The organism is Aggregatibacter actinomycetemcomitans (assembly GCF_023518055.1).
GTDB classification, from domain to species: Bacteria; Pseudomonadota; Gammaproteobacteria; order Enterobacterales; family Pasteurellaceae; genus Aggregatibacter; species Aggregatibacter actinomycetemcomitans.
On sequence record NZ_CP085096.1, the window covers coordinates 639,894 to 657,456 of the forward strand.

The 17,563-nt window shown below is 47.3% G+C and carries 16 protein-coding genes; 10 read left to right on the forward strand and 6 right to left on the reverse strand.

Going from position 1 to position 17,563, the window contains the following annotated elements:
* The first annotated feature begins 320 nt into the window (after positions 1 to 320).
* The 10 genes from LIN98_RS03285 (at position 321) to gnd (ending at position 10,558) form a co-directional block, all read left to right on the forward strand.
* Positions 321 to 2,327, forward strand: coding sequence for an OPT family oligopeptide transporter (locus LIN98_RS03285; RefSeq protein WP_005553334.1), 2,007 nt, complete (start codon positions 321 to 323; stop codon positions 2,325 to 2,327).
* A gap of 61 nt (positions 2,328 to 2,388) precedes the next feature.
* A complete protein-coding gene (locus LIN98_RS03290; RefSeq protein WP_005569972.1) occupies positions 2,389 to 2,817 on the forward strand; it encodes a hypothetical protein in 429 nt (142 codons plus the stop codon).
* Positions 2,818 to 2,854: 37 nt separating this feature from the next.
* Entirely contained in the window at positions 2,855 to 3,664 is an 810-nt protein-coding gene (cysQ, locus tag LIN98_RS03295; protein WP_005569970.1) for a 3'(2'),5'-bisphosphate nucleotidase CysQ, read from the forward strand.
* Between the two features lie 81 nt (positions 3,665 to 3,745).
* Complete coding sequence (gene zwf / locus LIN98_RS03300) at positions 3,746 to 5,230, forward strand: glucose-6-phosphate dehydrogenase (protein WP_005569968.1); 1,485 nt, start codon at positions 3,746 to 3,748, stop codon at positions 5,228 to 5,230.
* A gap of 252 nt (positions 5,231 to 5,482) precedes the next feature.
* The gene (gene pgl / locus LIN98_RS03305; protein ID WP_005545111.1) at positions 5,483 to 6,181 is read left to right on the forward strand and encodes a 6-phosphogluconolactonase; all 699 of its coding nucleotides are present in this window, start codon (positions 5,483 to 5,485) and stop codon (positions 6,179 to 6,181) included.
* Positions 6,182 to 6,507: 326 nt separating this feature from the next.
* Positions 6,508 to 6,936: a hypothetical protein gene (locus LIN98_RS03310; protein ID WP_014167574.1), complete on the forward strand. Its 429-nt coding sequence runs from the start codon at positions 6,508 to 6,510 to the stop codon at positions 6,934 to 6,936.
* A 114-nt stretch (positions 6,937 to 7,050) separates the two neighbouring features.
* Entirely contained in the window at positions 7,051 to 7,743 is a 693-nt protein-coding gene (locus tag LIN98_RS03315; RefSeq protein WP_014167573.1) for an aspartate/glutamate racemase family protein, read from the forward strand.
* A 12-nt stretch (positions 7,744 to 7,755) separates the two neighbouring features.
* The gene (locus LIN98_RS03320) at positions 7,756 to 8,010 is read left to right on the forward strand and encodes a hypothetical protein (protein WP_005545114.1); all 255 of its coding nucleotides are present in this window, start codon (positions 7,756 to 7,758) and stop codon (positions 8,008 to 8,010) included.
* A gap of 79 nt (positions 8,011 to 8,089) precedes the next feature.
* The gene (locus LIN98_RS03325) at positions 8,090 to 8,548 is read left to right on the forward strand and encodes a virulence factor (RefSeq protein WP_005541228.1); all 459 of its coding nucleotides are present in this window, start codon (positions 8,090 to 8,092) and stop codon (positions 8,546 to 8,548) included.
* Between the two features lie 555 nt (positions 8,549 to 9,103).
* Positions 9,104 to 10,558: a decarboxylating NADP(+)-dependent phosphogluconate dehydrogenase gene (gene gnd, locus LIN98_RS03330; RefSeq protein ID WP_005569647.1), complete on the forward strand. Its 1,455-nt coding sequence runs from the start codon at positions 9,104 to 9,106 to the stop codon at positions 10,556 to 10,558.
* A gap of 410 nt (positions 10,559 to 10,968) precedes the next feature.
* Here the strand turns inward: gnd and LIN98_RS03335 are convergent, their stop codons facing one another.
* The 6 genes from LIN98_RS03335 to LIN98_RS03360 all read right to left on the reverse strand — a co-directional run bounded on the left by LIN98_RS03335 (position 10,969) and on the right by LIN98_RS03360 (position 17,561).
* Positions 10,969 to 12,213: a beta-ketoacyl-ACP synthase gene (locus LIN98_RS03335; RefSeq protein ID WP_249856160.1), complete on the reverse strand. Its 1,245-nt coding sequence runs from the start codon at positions 12,211 to 12,213 to the stop codon at positions 10,969 to 10,971.
* A gap of 19 nt (positions 12,214 to 12,232) precedes the next feature.
* On the reverse strand, positions 12,233 to 12,961 hold the full coding sequence (gene fabG, locus LIN98_RS03340) for a 3-oxoacyl-ACP reductase FabG (protein WP_005545124.1): 729 nt from the start codon (positions 12,959 to 12,961) through the stop codon (positions 12,233 to 12,235).
* A 49-nt stretch (positions 12,962 to 13,010) separates the two neighbouring features.
* Positions 13,011 to 13,454, reverse strand: a complete 444-nt coding sequence (locus LIN98_RS03345) for a hotdog family protein (RefSeq protein WP_005545126.1) — start codon at positions 13,452 to 13,454, stop codon at positions 13,011 to 13,013.
* Entirely contained in the window at positions 13,447 to 14,670 is a 1,224-nt protein-coding gene (locus tag LIN98_RS03350) for a beta-ketoacyl-ACP synthase (protein WP_005568642.1), read from the reverse strand. Before LIN98_RS03350 ends, LIN98_RS03345 begins: the two co-directional genes overlap by 8 nt.
* 8 nt (positions 14,671 to 14,678) lie before the next feature.
* Positions 14,679 to 15,158, reverse strand: coding sequence for a hypothetical protein (locus LIN98_RS03355; protein ID WP_249856161.1), 480 nt, complete (start codon positions 15,156 to 15,158; stop codon positions 14,679 to 14,681).
* 129 nt (positions 15,159 to 15,287) lie between these two features.
* Entirely contained in the window at positions 15,288 to 17,561 is a 2,274-nt protein-coding gene (locus tag LIN98_RS03360; RefSeq protein WP_233113360.1) for an MMPL family transporter, read from the reverse strand.
* Between the last annotated feature and the right edge of the window lie 2 nt (positions 17,562 to 17,563).

The window sequence follows — 17,563 nt, forward strand, 5'->3', positions numbered from 1 at the left end:
AGCGGTTATTTACCTAAGTAGAATTAGGTTTGGTGAAGTATATCGGATATTTAAGATAAATAAATTGATATGCTCCAAGATTCCTTACTATTGATACTAAAACAGATGAACTTAAGATTATAACGATGTCCTGCGGCTATTTATTTTGCTACCGAGTAGACGCCAATGAAAGACTCGTAATTAGAAATATATTAAAAAATACGATATAAATTTAAATAAAATTCAATTTAAGTAAAATAAACTGAATGAATCTTGATTGTTTTATAATTTTTTGCCAAGGTATCGTCGTTTTTTATAAAAAATTAATGAATAGGTATGTTATGCAATCGACAAATTTAAAAGAACTGACCTTTCGGGGGATATTGCTTGGGGCGCTGATTACAGTGCTGTTCACTGCATCTAATGTTTATTTAGGTTTAAAAGTGGGAGTAACTTTTGCTTCCTCTATTCCGGCAGCCGTGATTTCCATGGCGGTACTGAAATTCTACAAGGATTCCAGTATTTTAGAAAATAATATGGTGCAAACCCAAGCCTCTTCTGCGGGGACACTTTCTTCCGTGATTTTCGTATTGCCGGGTTTGTTAATGATGGGCTATTGGCAGGATTTTCCGTTTTGGCAAACCATGTTGATTTGTGCGGCGGGCGGTACTTTGGGGGTATTATTTACTATTCCGTTACGTCGTGCCATGGTAGTGAACAGTGATTTGCCTTATCCTGAGGGTGTGGCAGCGGCAGAAATTTTAAAAGCCGGTAATCACACTGATGGTGACAGCGGTGTGAAAGACATTGTTTACGGCGGCGTGCTGGCGAGTATAGTGGCGTTTTTAACCAATGGTCTGCGCGTGATGGCAGATAGCGCCAGCGGCTGGTTCACCGGATTTGGTGGCAAAGCCGTCTTTCAGGTACCGATGGGATTTTCTTTAGCCTTATTGGGCGCGGGTTACTTAATCGGTATCGTGGGTGGGATTGCGATCTTACTGGGTACGTTGTTCGCTTGGGGTTTTGCCGTACCGTTCTTTACTATGTCCGGTGATATGCCGGCTGATGCCACTATTGCGGGCTACGCGATGGACGCATGGAAAACCAAAGTACGCTTTATCGGCGTAGGGACTATCGGTATTGCGGCTATCTGGACCTTATTGATTCTACTAAAACCGATGGTACAAGGTATGGCGCATTCTTTCCGTATGTTGAAGGGACATCAGGCAGAATACGAACATCGTATTGATATTGACCTATCGCCGAAAACCATGATTTATATTTTGATCGCGACTGTTATCTTGATTGTGATTTCTTTACATCACTTTATCGCTGCCGCACCGATTTCACCTGAATTAACACTCTTATTGGTGGTGGTTTGTACATTCCTTGCAGTTTTTATCGGTTTTTTCATAGCGGCAGCATCCGGTTACATGGCCGGGCTTGTAGGGGCGTCTTCCAGCCCGATTTCCGGTATCGGGATTATTTCCGTCATCGCGATTTCTTTGGTGTTGGTTTCTATCGGTAATGCATCCGGTTTATTTGAAACCACCGATGGACAGAAATTTTTGACCGCACTGACCTTGTTCACCGCTTCCATCGTGCTCACCACAGCAACCATTTCCAACGACAACCTGCAGGATTTGAAAACCGGCTTGTTGGTGGAAGCCACCCCTTGGCGTCAACAGGTGGCATTGATTATCGGTTGTTTCGTGGGTGCGTTAGTGATTGCACCGGTATTGGAAATTCTATACCACGCTTATGGCTTTACCGGAGCCTTACCGCGCCCGGATATGGATCCGTCACAAGCCTTATCCGCACCGCAAGCCACCCTGATGACCACCATTTCACAAGGGATTTTCTCCAACAAATTGGAATGGACTTACATCTTAACCGGTGTGGGCTTAGGTGCCGTGTTGATTATTATCGACAGTTTCCTGAAAAAAGTGAGTAACAAAACCTTCGCGTTGCCGGTGCTTGCTGTGGGGATTGGTATTTACTTACCGCCTTCTATTAATATGCCGGTGGTATGCGGTGCGGTGTTGGCGTGGTTGATCAACCGTCACATTAATCGCTATGCGGCCCGTACCGGCGATAAGGAGCCGGGCAAGCGGGCAGAACGTTTCGGCACCTTGTTCTCTGCCGGTTTAATCGTAGGCGAAAGCTTGATGGGCGTGGTATTAGCCTTCATTATTGCGGCATCCGTGACCTCCGGCGGTTCTGAAGCGCCATTGGCGTTGAATCTGGAAAATTGGGACACCATCGCCGAGGTGCTGGGTTTAATCGTCTTTGTTCTCGGCATCGTGATTTTCACCTCTCGCGTATTACGTGCAAAAAAATCTGCATAAGCTGAAAAATTCCTCTACAATGGGCTACCTCCGGTAGCCTATTTTTTTACTCGGGAACCCTATGTCGCCTAATTATCCTTATATTAAAACATTGGTTATATTTCCTCTGCTTGCTCAACTTATCGGCACCATCGTCAGCATTTGTGTGGATGACAATACTGATGGTTTGCTCGGCACTGCCGACGTGATCCTTTTTAGTCTGTTATCGACTTTTATCGTGGCAACCGTGCCCGCTTTTTTGATTGCACTGTGGACAAAAATTTATCGCTATACGCGCTATAATATGGTGGCGATTGTGTTAATCTCGCTGATTATCGCTTTTTGTTATGGCAACGTAGCGAGCTTTATCTACATGACGCTCTCTCAGCCAAACATGACGTTTGGTATTTGGTTGCGTAGCGGCGGTATTGATATGGCGTTTTTACTGAGTTTCGGCATGGCGTTGTATTCAGTTCTTGTCTTGCCTTTGTTGTTACCGCAAACCAGATAAACGGCGAACTAAGATTGTGAACATAGGAGGGAAAACTATGCCAATCCTCACGACCCATTTATTGCAGGATGTAATAGAGATCGCCCAACAGGCGGGTGAGCATTTACGTTGCTTTTATCAACGTTCGGTGACAGTTCGAATGAAAGAAGACAACACACCGGTGACCGAAGCGGATTTATTCGTCAGCCAATTTTTAACGGAAAAACTGACCGCACTTACTCCGCAGATTCCGATTCTTTCTGAAGAAAATTGCCATATTCCGCTGACCGAGCGGCAAACCTGGCGTTCTTACTGGTTAATCGATCCCCTGGACGGCACGCAACAATTTATCAATCGCACAGGTCAATTCTCCGTGCTCATCAGTTTGGTGAAAGATCATCAACCGGTGTTGGGCGTGATTTATGCGCCGATGTTGGGTTCCACCTATTACGCCATGCAAGGTTTCGGTGCGTATAAACACCATGACGGGCAGCATCTTAAATTAACCTTCCATGATATTCAAGCGGACAATGCCTTGCGTATTGCTGTGGGTTCCGCCGCCGCAGCCGAAAAAGTGCGGTCGATTTTAAATAAGAATTTGGCTTACGAATTTCATATTTGCGGATCCAGCGGGTTAAAAAGCACACTGGTGGCAGACGGCGTATGCGATTGCTACATTCGCTTGGGTTGCACCGGTGAATGGGATACTGCCGCTTCCGAGATTTTACTGGCGGAAATGGGTGGCATTATTTTTGACTTGAATTATCAACCGCTGACTTATAATAAACGGGAATCTTTCGTCAATCCGAATTTTGTCATGGGCATCACGCAGGATTTTCCGTGGGATAAAATCTTTCACTCCAATTAATTAGAGTAATTGGAAATCCGGAATGATTTTACCTATTATACGAAGCAGTTATTTAAACAATGACATCAACATGGTAACAAAATGAAAGCAGAAAACTGTTGTATTGTAATTTTCGGCGCCTCCGGCGATCTCACTTATCGTAAACTTATTCCGGCGCTATATAACCTCTATAAAATTGATCGACTGGGTGAAGATTTCTCCGTTCTCGGCGTGGCACGTACCGAACTGAATGACAAATCATTCCGTGAGAAAATGCGCCAAACGCTGATCAAAAATGAAGGCGCGAAAGGCGAGTGCTTGGAGCAATTTTGCAGCCACCTGTATTATCAGGCGGTCAATACGGCGGACAAAGCGGATTACGCCAAACTGGTTCCGCGTCTTGACGAACTGCACGACACCTATCGCACCGAAGGCAACACCTTGTATTATCTTTCCACGCCGCCGAGCCTATATGGCGTGATTCCGGAATGTTTGGGCGAACATGGCTTAAATAAAGAAGATCATGGCTGGAAGCGTATTATCGTGGAAAAACCGTTCGGTTATGACCGCAAAACCGCCGAAGCGCTGGATATTCAAATTCACCGCTTCTTTGAAGAACATCAAATTTACCGTATCGACCATTATCTTGGTAAAGAAACCGTCCAAAACCTGCTCGTATTGCGCTTCTCCAACGGCTGGTTTGAACCGCTTTGGAACCGTAATTTCATTGATTACATTGAAATCACCGGCGCGGAATCCATTGGCGTGGAAGAGCGCGGCGGCTATTATGACGGTTCCGGTGCCATGCGCGATATGTTCCAAAACCACTTATTGCAAGTGCTTGCCATGGTGGCGATGGAGCCGCCGGCGATTATCAACGCCAATTCCATGCGTGACGAAGTGGCGAAAGTGCTACATTGTTTGCGCCCGCTGACCCAGGAAGACGTGGAGCATAATCTGGTGTTGGGACAATATGTCGCAGGCGAAGTGGACGGCGAATGGGTGAAAGGCTATTTAGAGGAAAAAGGCGTGCCGCCGTATTCCACCACTGAAACCTACATGGCGTTGCGTTGTGAAATCGAAAACTGGCGTTGGGCGGGTGTGCCTTTCTATGTGCGTACCGGTAAACGCCTGCCGGCGCGCGTCACGGAAATCATGATTCATTTCAAAACCACCCCGCACCCGGTATTCAGCCAAAATGCGCCGGAAAATAAATTGATTATCCGTATTCAACCGGACGAAGGCATTTCTATGCGTTTCGGCTTGAAAAAACCGGGTGCAGGCTTTGAAGCCAAAGAAGTGTCGATGGATTTCCGCTATGCCGATCTTGCGGGTGCCACCGTCATGACCGCTTATGAGCGTTTATTGCTTGATGCCATGAAAGGCGACGCGACCCTATTTGCGCGTACCGATGCCGTACACGCCGCCTGGAAATTCGTTCAACCGATTTTGAACTATAAAGCCCAAGGCGGCAGACTTTATGATTACGAGGCCGGCACCTGGGGACCGACGGCAGCCGATAAACTCATCGCCAAAAGCGGTCGTGTATGGCGCCGCCCAAGCGGGTTGATGAAGAAAAAAGTGTAATAAACCATTTCTTGCCTTCCCCTGCCTGCGGGGGACAAAACGCAATGCGTTTTGAGCGTTGGCTCTGCCAACGACCCCAAAGGGGTGAGTAAGTGAGTTTCCGAGCTTGCGAATAACGTGCCCGAAGGGCGGAAGGAGGCAAGATCCCCCTCAGCCTACAGCAACTTCCCCGTAAACGGGTGGATCCAAGGGAAACGAATTTCAATAAAAACACATTAAAAAACGCATGCCACCATTTTAGGAAGAGACAACATGAACTACATCACCTTCCCCACCGCCCAACATGCGGTAGAAAAAATCGCGCAGGAATTTGTGATTTACAGCCAATTAAATCATCCTGCGCACATTTCCCTTTCCGGCGGTTCCACACCGAAACTGTTATTTAAAACCCTTGCACAATCTCCTTACGCCGAACAAATCAACTGGAGAAACCTGCATTTCTGGTGGGGCGATGATCGTATGGTTAGCCCAAGTGATCCGGAAAGCAATTACGGTGAAGTGCAAAAATTGTTGTTCGATCATATTCAAATTCCCGCTGAAAACATTCATCGAATCCGTGGCGAAAATGAACCGCACTTTGAACTCAAACGCTTCCAAGCAGAATTAAGTGCGGTCATTTCTGACGGCGTTTTTGATTGGATCATTCTCGGCATGGGCGCCGACGGTCACACCTCGTCCCTTTTCCCACATCAAACCAACTTTGATGATGAAAACCTTGCCGTCATCGCTAAGCACCCGGAAAGCGGACAAATTCGCATTTCCAAAACCGCTAAACTCATTGAGCAGGCAAAACGCATTACTTACCTCGTCACCGGCGAAGGCAAAGCCGAAATTTTAAAAGAAATCCAAAGCACGCCGGCTGAAAATCTACCTTACCCCGCCGCCAAAATCCACGCGAAGAATGGCGTAACGGAGTGGTATTTGGATAAAGATGCGGCGAAGTTGTTGTAAATATTTCGTTCTATTTAATTGGATAGTGCACGCTTCATAGCGTGTGCTTGTAGATAAAGGCACGCGTTGGGAAACCATCGTAGGGAGAAACATGAAACAGATTATTTTTTGTATAGTTATGGCGATTACACTTGCCCTTCTGGGTATCGGCATTTGGTTTTTCCATATGATGCTTCAAGGTTTTTGTTCATCAGGTACGGGTTGTCATTAGTTGGAATCAATATAAGGAATATTCACTGATAGCGCACGCTTCATAGCGTGTGCTTGTAGATAAAGGCACACGTTGGGAAACATGCGCCATCGTAGGAAACTATTGGAGGAATTACATGAAACATAACTTATTTATTTTATATGGTGCGGCTAATACAGGTAAAACCACAACTTTTAATGAGTTACTAAAAAATGCTTGTGATCAATTCTTAGATAAATTGGTGTATTTTGAACGGAGTGAAAATTGTGCTGACTTTTTAGCTGTCTTTCAAAATAAAAATGTGAAAGTAGGCCTATATTCTTCAGGCGATAATGAATGTGTTAGCCATAACCTGTATGCTCTTCACCACCAAAACTGTAATTTTATTTTTGGTACATCAAGAACTCGAGGCGGAAGTTGCCAAGCAGTAAATAATTATGCTGATCTTTTTTATTCTGGTGATGATTCTATTAAATGGCATGAGAAAGAGAGTGCAACAGACAGGGATAATAACAAAATGGCTAAGGAGTTATTTTCTACTTTGAAAAAGCTTTTAATTAAATAATCGTGTAGATGGAACTTATCCTCCCTTGCTGACGCGCGCCGGTATGAATAAAAACGTTTAAAAAAATGACCGCACTTTTATTCGATATGCAAATGGTAAATCAGAGAAAATAACATGAAAACATTAGGTATTTTAGGTGGGATGAGTCCCGAAAGCACGGTTTCCTATTATTTAATCATTAACCGTGCGGTGAATCAGGCGTTGGGTGGCAATGCAAGTGCGCCGTTATTGATGTCGAGCGTCAATTTTGAAGAGATCGTGCAATGCCAAAAATCAGGAAATTGGGCTAAAGCAGGTGAAATTTTGGCAGAGCAGGCGCGTTTGCTGGAAAGTATTGGGGCGGAAGGTATTTTAATTGGTGCCAATACCATGCACAAAGTCGCGGATGCCGTCCAAAATGTCATTTCTGTGCCGTTGTTACATATTTTAGATGTGGTGGCGGATAGCATTAAAGTACAAGGTTTATGCAAAGTAGCATTGCTTGGCACGCATTATGTGATGGCGGATAATTTTTATGTCGATGGCTTACGTGAGCGTGGTGTTGAGCCAATTGTGCCAAATGATAAAGATAAATTGGAAATTCATCGTATTATTTTTGAAGAGCTTTGCACGGGAAAAATAAAACCTGAGTCTAAAGCCTTTTATCTAAAAACGATCGAAAAATTGACCGCACTTGGTGCCGAAGGCGTCATTTTGGGCTGTACGGAAATCGGTTTATTGATTAATCAAATAGACAGCGATTTGCCGTTTTTCGACACCGCACTTTTACACAGCCAAATGGCGATTGATTTTATTTTGGAGAAATAACGGGAGAGATAAATGAAACCGATTTTGTACTTTGCCCTTTGGTGTCCGGATACCGAATCTTTTGTGGCGGAATTACAGCGACTAAATATCGCTTATGAAGCAAAAGATATTGCTGGCGACCGTTTAAATTTTAAAGCCTTCTTAAAATTACGCGACACCCATTCCGCCTTTGATGACGCCAAAGCCAACGGCTACATCGGCATTCCCGCGCTGGTGTTGGAAAATGGTGAAGTGATTTTAGATAAAGAGGCGTTGAAAAACGTTTAGAAAAACGACCGCACTTTTAGGTTTAGGTAGCCCCTTTGCCGACGCGTGTTTTCTGACGCGTGCCATTGTAGGAGAAAAAATGGATCGCACATTAATTGTTTTTGATATGGATACGCATTGCTTGGAGGAAAATTACCATAATCCTAGTTGGCGTAATGCTTATGCAGATATTCAGCGCATTTTAAAAAAACACGGCTTCACTAATATTCAAGGCACAGTTTATTTGAGCGATATTGGCATTAAACAAGCGCATGGCACATTGGCATTACAAGAGGTTGCGGCGCGATTTGAATGGTTTTATCACTGCGCATCCAATATTCAATTTTATGAATTAAAAGATGATTTTAATGCACAATTTATTGTAGAAGGCGTACAGCGTGCCCGTGAGGCCTTTAATCGCTCGCTTAATAGCTTACGCCAAGAATTATTACAAGCAGGTTTATCTGCTGATAAAGTGGAAGAAATTGTGAGAAAACGTCAATTTTCCTTACAGCAAATTCCGGAGAAGGAGTTATTACAAAATAATCAAGAAAATTAAATTTATTCTTTTTTGATAGCCCGTTACTAGCGCGCGTTTCCTGACCACAGCTGTTCGAAACATTGTAACTGTTTATATAAAAAAACTTGGCTCCCCTCGTTCGCGGGGGGAGCTGGGCGAAGCCCTGAGGGGGGCAAAATCTCAATTTTTAAGCATGATCTTGTGAATACATCGAGATAAATTCCCCCTTCCGCCCTTCGGGTACGTTATTCGCAAGCTCGGAAACTCACTTGCTTACCCCTTTGGGGTCGTTGGCAGAACCAACGCTCAAAACGCATTGCGTTTTGTCCCCCGTAAACAGAGGAAGGCAAGATATTTTAAGATATCAATAAATTATAATGTTTCGAACAGCTGTGGTTTCCCGACTCGTGCTAATGGCTCACTAAATTTATAAGGCACACGTCGGCAGACTCGCGGCGGTATGAATCAAGTGAATTAAAAAACAATTGAAAAAACGACCGCACTTTTGGCGCGTCGTTATGTAGGGTGCAACTTGTTGCACCAAAATATTTAAAATCGGTGCAACAAGTTGCACCCTACCAACAGGAGAAAAAAATGTCAGTAAAAGGCGACATCGGTGTTATCGGCTTAGCCGTGATGGGGCAGAACCTCATTTTAAATATGAATGACCACGGGTTTAAAGTGGTGGCGTATAACCGTACTACTTCAAAAGTGGATGAGTTTTTAGAAGGCGCGGCGAAAGGCACGAACATTATCGGCGCGTATTCTTTGGAAGATTTGGCGAACAAATTGGAAAAACCGCGTAAAGTGATGTTAATGGTGCGTGCGGGTGAAGTGGTGGATCACTTTATTGATGCATTGCTTCCGCATTTAGAAGCCGGCGACATCATTATCGACGGCGGTAACTCCAATTATCCAGACACCAACCGTCGCGTGGCGGCATTACGTGAAAAAGGCATTCGTTTCATCGGCACTGGCGTTTCCGGCGGTGAAGAAGGTGCGCGTCACGGACCTTCCATCATGCCGGGCGGTAACGAAGAAGCATGGCGATTTGTGAAACCGGTATTGCAAGCCATTTCCGCCAAAACCGAACAAGGCGAACCTTGTTGCGACTGGGTGGGTAAAGACGGCGCAGGTCATTTCGTGAAAATGGTGCATAACGGCATCGAATACGGCGATATGCAACTGATTTGTGAAGCGTACCAATTCCTAAAAGAAGGCGTGGGCTTGTCCGACGAAGAATTGCAAGCCACCTTCAACGAATGGCGCAATACCGAATTAGACAGCTACTTAATTGACATCACCGCTGACATTTTGGGCTATAAAGACGCAGACGGCAGCCGTTTGGTGGATAAAGTCTTAGATACCGCAGGGCAAAAAGGAACCGGCAAATGGACAGGGATCAACGCATTGGATTTCGGCATTCCGTTGACCTTAATCACCGAATCCGTGTTCGCCCGTTGCGTGTCTGCCTTTAAAGATCAACGCGTCGCCGCAAGCAAATTGTTCCACAAAACCATCGGTAAAGTGGAAGGCGATAAAAAAGTGTGGATTGAAGCGGTGCGCAAAGCATTGTTGGCGTCTAAAATCATTTCTTACGCACAAGGCTTTATGTTGATTCGTGAAGCGTCCGAACACTTCAACTGGAACATCAACTACGGCAACACGGCATTGTTATGGCGTGAAGGTTGTATTATCCGTAGCCGTTTCTTGGGCAACATTCGTGATGCGTACGAAGCCAATCCGGATCTAATTTTCTTAGGCTCCGACAGCTACTTCAAAGGCATTTTAGAAAACGCCATGAGCGACTGGCGCAAAGTGGTGGCGAAATCCATCGAAGTGGGTATCCCAATGCCTTGTATGGCATCTGCGATTACCTTCTTAGATGGCTACACGTCAGCTCGTTTGCCTGCAAACTTATTGCAAGCACAACGCGACTACTTCGGCGCCCACACCTATGAGCGTACCGACAAACCACGCGGTGAATTCTTCCACACCAACTGGACGGGACGTGGCGGCAACACCGCTTCCACTACTTATGATGTGTAGTGGGTAAAAACATCCTGTAAATCGACCGCACTTTGATCTGCGCCCCAAAAGTTGGACACTACAACCAACCAATTAAGGTGCAGCTCTTTTATAGTAAAAATTATTAAATTAAATATCACATTGTTAACATGTTAAAACGAAAAGAAAGGTCATCTTGCAATAATCTTCAGAACATCAAACTATTATTGAGTATTTAATAGCTTTTTGTGAGTTTAAAAAGTATACATGTCGGAAAATAGGGTGGTGTTTTCACATTTTAAAAAGTTAATGTAAAAAGCTAAAGGCAGGATAGCGATACGAGCCTAAAAGTGATACACCTTGCTGAAATATATGTTCTGTGCGTAACTAGCAGGCTGTCAAGAAGTTTGATAAATGACAATATCCACACAGATTTTTAATAGTTGTTTAAATCACGCCTGCCAACGTTTAAAAATCAATGAGGTATTCACGCCGCCAAAGGCAAAGTTATTATTCATCACATAATCCGTTTCAATATGGCGCCCGTCGCCTTGAATGTAATCCAATTTGCCGCAGCGTTCGTCAATATTATCCAGATTAATGGTCGGCGCAAACCAGCCGTCGCGCATCATTTCAATGGAAAACCAGGATTCCAACGCGCCGCACGCACCAAGGGTATGCCCTAAATAGCTTTTTTGCGAGCTTAACGGTACCTTGCCAAACACCGCTTCCGTTGCCAAGGTTTCGGCAATATCCCCTTGCTCCGTCGCCGTGCCGTGTCCGTTGACATAGCCGATTTTTTGCGCGGATAAATGGGCGTCTTTTAATGCCAATTCCATGCAACGTTGCATGGTGTCTTTTTGCGGGCGGGTGACGTGTGCGCCGTCGCTGTTTGCGCCGTAGCCCACCACTTCCGCAATAATATTCGCTCCGCGTGCCAGGGCGTGCTCCAGTTCTTCCAGCACGAAAATCCCCGCCCCTTCGCCGATCACCAAGCCGTCGCGATCGTTATCATAAGGGCGCGGTGTTTTACTTGGATTATTCACATTGCGACTTGCCGCATAGAGGGAATCAAACACATAAACTTCCGACGGGCAAAATTCCTCGGCGCCGCCGGCGAGCATCATGGGAATCAAACCGTATTTGATGGATTCATAGGCATAGCCAATGCCCTGACTGCCGGAAGAACAGGCACTGGAGGTGGGAATAATACGCCCCGTTAAGCCGAAGAAAATACCGATATTGGCGGTGGTAGTATGGGGCATCATGCGCACATAGGTGTTGGCGTTGAAGCCGTCGGATTTACCGGTCATGAGAAGCTCGGCGGCATCTTTAATATCATTCGTGGAACCGGTGGAAGAACCGCACGCCACGCCCATTCTGCCGTCTTTGAGGTACGCAAGAATGTCGCCGTTTTCTTCTAGTAAATCGGCATTCGCCAACGCACGCTCGGCAGCCTCGACGGCGAATTGCGACACCCGCCCGAGGCTGCGTAATTGTTTGCGGTTCCAATGTGACGGCGGCTGATAACCATGAATTTCCGCGCCTAAACGGGCTTCCAGTTCAGGGTAGCGTTCCGCCCAATCCGCTTTGGCTTGTACGGCGTTTTGTTTGCGTTGGAATGCCGTTTTAATCTCCTGCCATGTTTTACCGAAGGCGGTAACCGCGCCGATGCCTGTGATCACAACTCGTTTCATGTTATTCATCTCTTTTTATTTAGCACAAACCGCCATTTACGGCGATCACTTGGCGGGTAACATACGCGGCTTTTTCGCCCATCAGGAAATTTACGGCGTGTGCCACTTCTTCAGGATCGCCCATACGTCCTGCGGGAATCATTTTCAGGATCTCGTCAATTGGCACATTTTCATCCAGAATATCCGTATCAATTAAGCCCGGCGCCACGCAATTCACGGTAATTTTACGTTTCGCCAATTCCACCGCCAGCGCTTTCGCCGCGCCGATAATGCCGGCTTTGGAGGCGCTGTAATTGACCTGACCACGATTGCCGATTAAGCCCGATACGGAGGTAATACACACAATGCGCCCTGCTTTGCGACGGCGAATCATCGGCATCATAATCGGGTGTAACACATTATAGAAACCGTCCAGATTCGTGCGTAAAACACGGTCCCAATCTTCATCGGTTAACGCCGGGAAGGCGTTATCACGGGTTAAGCCGGCATTCAGCACCACGCCGTAATAAGCACCATGGGCTTCTACATCGGCGGTAAGTTTGTCTGCTGCTTCACTGCGACAGCTAACATCAAACTGCAACACGCGGGCATTTTGCCCCAGTTCACGCACCGCCTGCGCCACCGCTTCCGCTTCTTCTATGCGGCTACGGCAATGCACCACAATATCAAATCCCGCCTGCGCCAAACGTAAAGCAATGGCTTTGCCGATGCCGCGGCTGGAACCTGTAATTAAAATTGTTTCGCTCATATGATTTCCTTAGATTGCGTTAAAAGTGCGGTGGTTTTTTGCGATGAATTTACACCTGCGGTCGGAATACGTTCAGCGCACCTTCCACAATCACCCGTTGGTTTGCTGAATCAATTAATTGGCAATCAAACACGCCGAAGCCGGTGGCATCTTCAATAGAAAGCTTAATTTGAATGCGTAATTTGCTGCCGATGGCAATGTCCGGTTGGTGAATGCAGAGTTTGCGGGAGCCGATCCAATAGCCCAAGGTGATGGGTTTGCCGGCACGTACGCATTTGCACCCAGCCCAGGCGGCAACTCCTTGCGCCATGATTTCCGCGCCAAGAAAACCGGGCAGTTTATTGTCTTTCACCAACAGATTATCGGGGCGCACTTCCGCTTCCGCGATCAAAAAGTCATCGCCGAAATCAGTGACCCGATCCAATAAAATCATTTTACCGCTATGTGGCACCAAAGGCGCGATGTCGGTAATAGGGCAAGTTAAATCAAGCATCCCGTTCTCCTAAAATCAGCACCGTATTATTGCCGCCGAAAGCAAAAGAACTGCTTGCGCCGATACGGGGTTCGCTGCGCCAGTGGCTGTGTTCGTCGGTAATGGCAATTTTCGGCAACGCGGGATCCGCCTGTTTGTCCCACAATTGTGCCGGCAACTTGCCCTGCGGGTTCAGTTTGCGGTCGATGATGCCCCATAAAATCGCGGCTTCCACGGCACCGGCGGCGCCGAGGGTGTGCCCGGTGTAAGGCTTAGTAGTGGTGCAAGGCGTGTCGTCGCCAAAAACCCGGTGTACCGCCAAACTTTCCATTTGATCATTATGTACCGTTCCCGTACCGTGCAAATTGATCCAGCCAATCGCATCGGCGCTTAATTCGGAAGACGCCAACGCGGCTCGAAACGCGCTGATCGCGCCCTCGCCTTCCGGGTGCGGGGAAGACATATGATAAGCGTCGCTACTGGCGCCGTAGCCGAGTAATTGAATCGCCGTATCGTCTAATTTTTCCTGGCTCATCACGAAAACCGCGGCGCCTTCGCCGAGATTAATCCCGTCGCGATTCACGGAAAGCGGATTGGAACGCTTATCGGATAAAACGGATAAAGAGCCGAAACCGCTGATGGTGAGAGGCGAAAGCTCATCCACACCGCCGCAAATCACCGCATCGCATAAACCGGCGTTCAACAAACGCGCGGCGCTAATCAACGCTTTGGCACCGGAGGTACAGGCGGTGGAAATGCCGTAACTCAACCCCTGCAAGCCATACTGATAAGCAACGAAATCGGAAGGCGCGGAAAAATATTGTTGCTGTTGTTTAAACTCGGCACCGGACCAATCGTTATGGCTAACGGCATATTTAAATACCGGTACGTTTTCATCTACACCGGTGGTGGAAGTGCCGATAATCACGGCAATGCGTTGGCGTCCGAAACGGGCAATTGCCTGTTCGATTTGCGGTTCAATTTGCGCCAGACAATGCCACAATAACTGATTGTTACGACTTTGATGTATCGCAGGCAAACTTTCGGCAAACGGGCGTAGCGGCACGTTTACTTCACCGAACACGCGCGCTTTTCCTTCGGTGTGATACAACTTAAACGCCGAATCGGAAAATGCCAAAGGGGAATCCTCGGCAGCCAGCAAACGCGCAATGTGTGTTTCGATGCCATCGCCAAGGCTGCTCAAAATAGCTGGTTTACTTAGATAAAGTGCGGTCATTTTTTCCTTTAATTTAATTCTTCAATACGCCAACGGCTGTCATCCGCCAGGTGGATTTCAATCTGTGGCGGACGCAATGCAATGCGCCAGACTTTGTTATGCTGAATAAAATAATCATTACCCTGCGCCACGGGTTCAATGCGGCTGAAGGTAAATAACGGGTGCTGCGGATTCAATGCTGTCGCCAAGGCGGAAAACAAACGGCGCACTTGTTGATTCGGCATGATAAAGCCGTCATTTTGCCAGCCTTGTGGCGTTAAAATCACGCGCGCCAGAGGCGCACCCAGGGGATCCGTTTGCACCCAGCGCCATTGTTGTGGTTCGGTTTGCAATGTCAGCAGGCTGGCTTGTTGTAACTGATGTTGCGCATTTAACTGTTCCACTTTAAACACGCGCACCGCCTGTTGTTGCGGCGGCAACCGTTCCACCTGCGGCAACGAGCTGCACGCGGTCAGCCAAAAGCAGAACAACAGAGCAAAGTATTTCATTATTTCGCCACAAACGGATTTTCCGTATTCCGCGTATCGCCCGCTACAATGGAACAACGATTGCCGGCAAAGGAAATCAACTATAGCCATAAATCACCACATCACATTGTGCCATTTGGGTTCTCCGAATTAACGTAATAGTTTAAAAGTCAGGATGACGCTCAATAACACACCGAGGCTCACGCTTAAACCGAAGGAAGCCACCGCCGGTGTGGAGCTCAGCCCCAATAAGACGAAGGAAATGAGGGTTGTCATTGCCGCCAATAATACCGCAATGTATTTGCCGTATAAAGGCTCATTTGCAGTTTGCATATACGCGGTGTAATCAATGCCGATCGCCGATACCAGCAATAGCCCGAACATAGTAAATAAACTGATGGGCAAACCGACCCAGCCGAAAATTGCCACGGTGATCACAATAGCGCACAAGGGCGGAAGCAACATGGTGAAAGTGCGTTTAACCCCGAACAAACGCCACAACAACACGCCGGCAAATACAAAAGAAAGCATTTTCAGCCACGCCGCCTGATCGCGGGTTTGCTGAAACGCTTGATTCAAGTGCGCCCGTTTATCCTGCCAGAAAATATCCTGTTGATTTGCCAAATGCGCAAGGGAAACGGCACTGTGTCCGCTTACCTGCACGATGCCTGCCACCTGATTTTCCGCTAATTTGCCTAAATAGAGCGGCAGCCATGCTTGCCCGACGGTAGATTGCAACGCCTGCTGCAAGGATAACGGCGGCTGCGTGTTCAATTCCCGCAGTGCCTGTTGTAATCTTTCCGACGGCACGCCAATCTCATCCAATACGGCATAATCCTGCGGTTTGAGTTTTGCCTGCAATTCCACTATAAATTGCCGCTGTTGCGCTTCCGACATCATCCATTGGGAAAGGGCGCGATAAGGGATGTGCTGTTCATCCAGTTTTGTTGTCAGCGCCCGTTCTTTTTCCAGTAAGGCATCGTCGTTGTCGGCAAGCACCAGGAAATAACGGTTGCCCAAATCCACGCCGGTCAAGTCAGCGATTTGCTTCGCCTCGTCTAACATCACCTGCGGCATAGAAACCCATTGACGAATATCATCACGCCATTCGGAACGATACAAACCGCCGACGATAAAAATCCCCCCTAACAGGATTGAAACCACGCCCATGCGACGGGTAAAAAACGCATCCAAAATCCACCGCACTTTTGGGTTCGGGGTGCGCGGTTTGTTTTGATAACGGCGAAATAATGCAGGCAAAAAAAGCAAGGTGGCGAACATTGCCGAGATTAACGCGATAGCGGAGAAAAGTGTGGTCTGTTTTAACACCGGAAGGGCAGTAAAACCGAGCAAGCCGTAGCCCAACAGCGTCACAAGCAGGCTAATCAGAAAAGTAAACCGTAGTTTTTGCATCGCCTGCGCGGCGTGCCATGGTTGATGAAATAAGGAAGATGCCAGCCAATGCAGCGGAAAATCAATCAACACGCCGATTAAACTGGTGCCGATGACAATGGTGAGAATATGAATGTGTCCGAAAACGAAAATTGTGGCGGTGACGCCGCATAGCATGCCCGTTAGAATCGGCAAAAACAGCCACAACACGCGCGCCGTTCTGAACACGAGCAACAGCAACAACAACGTCAGGCTTACGCCCAACGCGCTCATTAAGGTGCTTTCCCGCTCCGCTTTGACTTTGGCGTCAATGGCGAACAAGGCGGCGCCGGTCGCCAACATATCGCCCTGTGCCGCTTCAACGGCTTGGCGGTTCTGCGTTAAAAGTGCGGTCAGATTTAACGACGGATCCATCAGGTCCCCTTGTTGCAACACCCCGCGCAACAGCACCCAGGTTTTATCCTTGTCCGTGACATACAACATGCCATTTTCGGCATACCATTGAATCTGCCCCTGCAATTGCGCCTGCGGCAAAACGAACCTGCCGAAACCGAGCCAATCCTGATCCAGCGGAAGCAAATTGGTTTGCGCGAAAGGATTCATGATCTGCTCGGCGTAATGTTGGAAATAATCCTGTGGCGTATGAAGCAACTGATGGCGAACGGAGGGCGGCAAAGTGGCGAGGCGTAATCGGGCGATTTCGGCACGCAATGCTTCAAGATCCGGTTGCGTTTTGGCATCCATCCGGGCAAACAACCCGCTCTTTTGCCATTGCTGCGCAACCTGTTCTGCCAGCTGAAATGCCTTTTGCGGCGATGAATGCCCGATAAGGGAAATAAGTTGCTGGTTGAGGCGCGCTTCCTGTTGTTCATCCGCCCGTACTTGCACGGTAGTCCAGCCTTGTTCTTGCGGCAGCAGGACACGCAAATCCGTTTCTAACCAAGCGCCTTTTTTCACCGCATAACCAAAGAGCAACAATGTCGCCGTCAGGAACAGGGCATACAGAACGGAAAGTGCGGTGGATTTTTTCATCG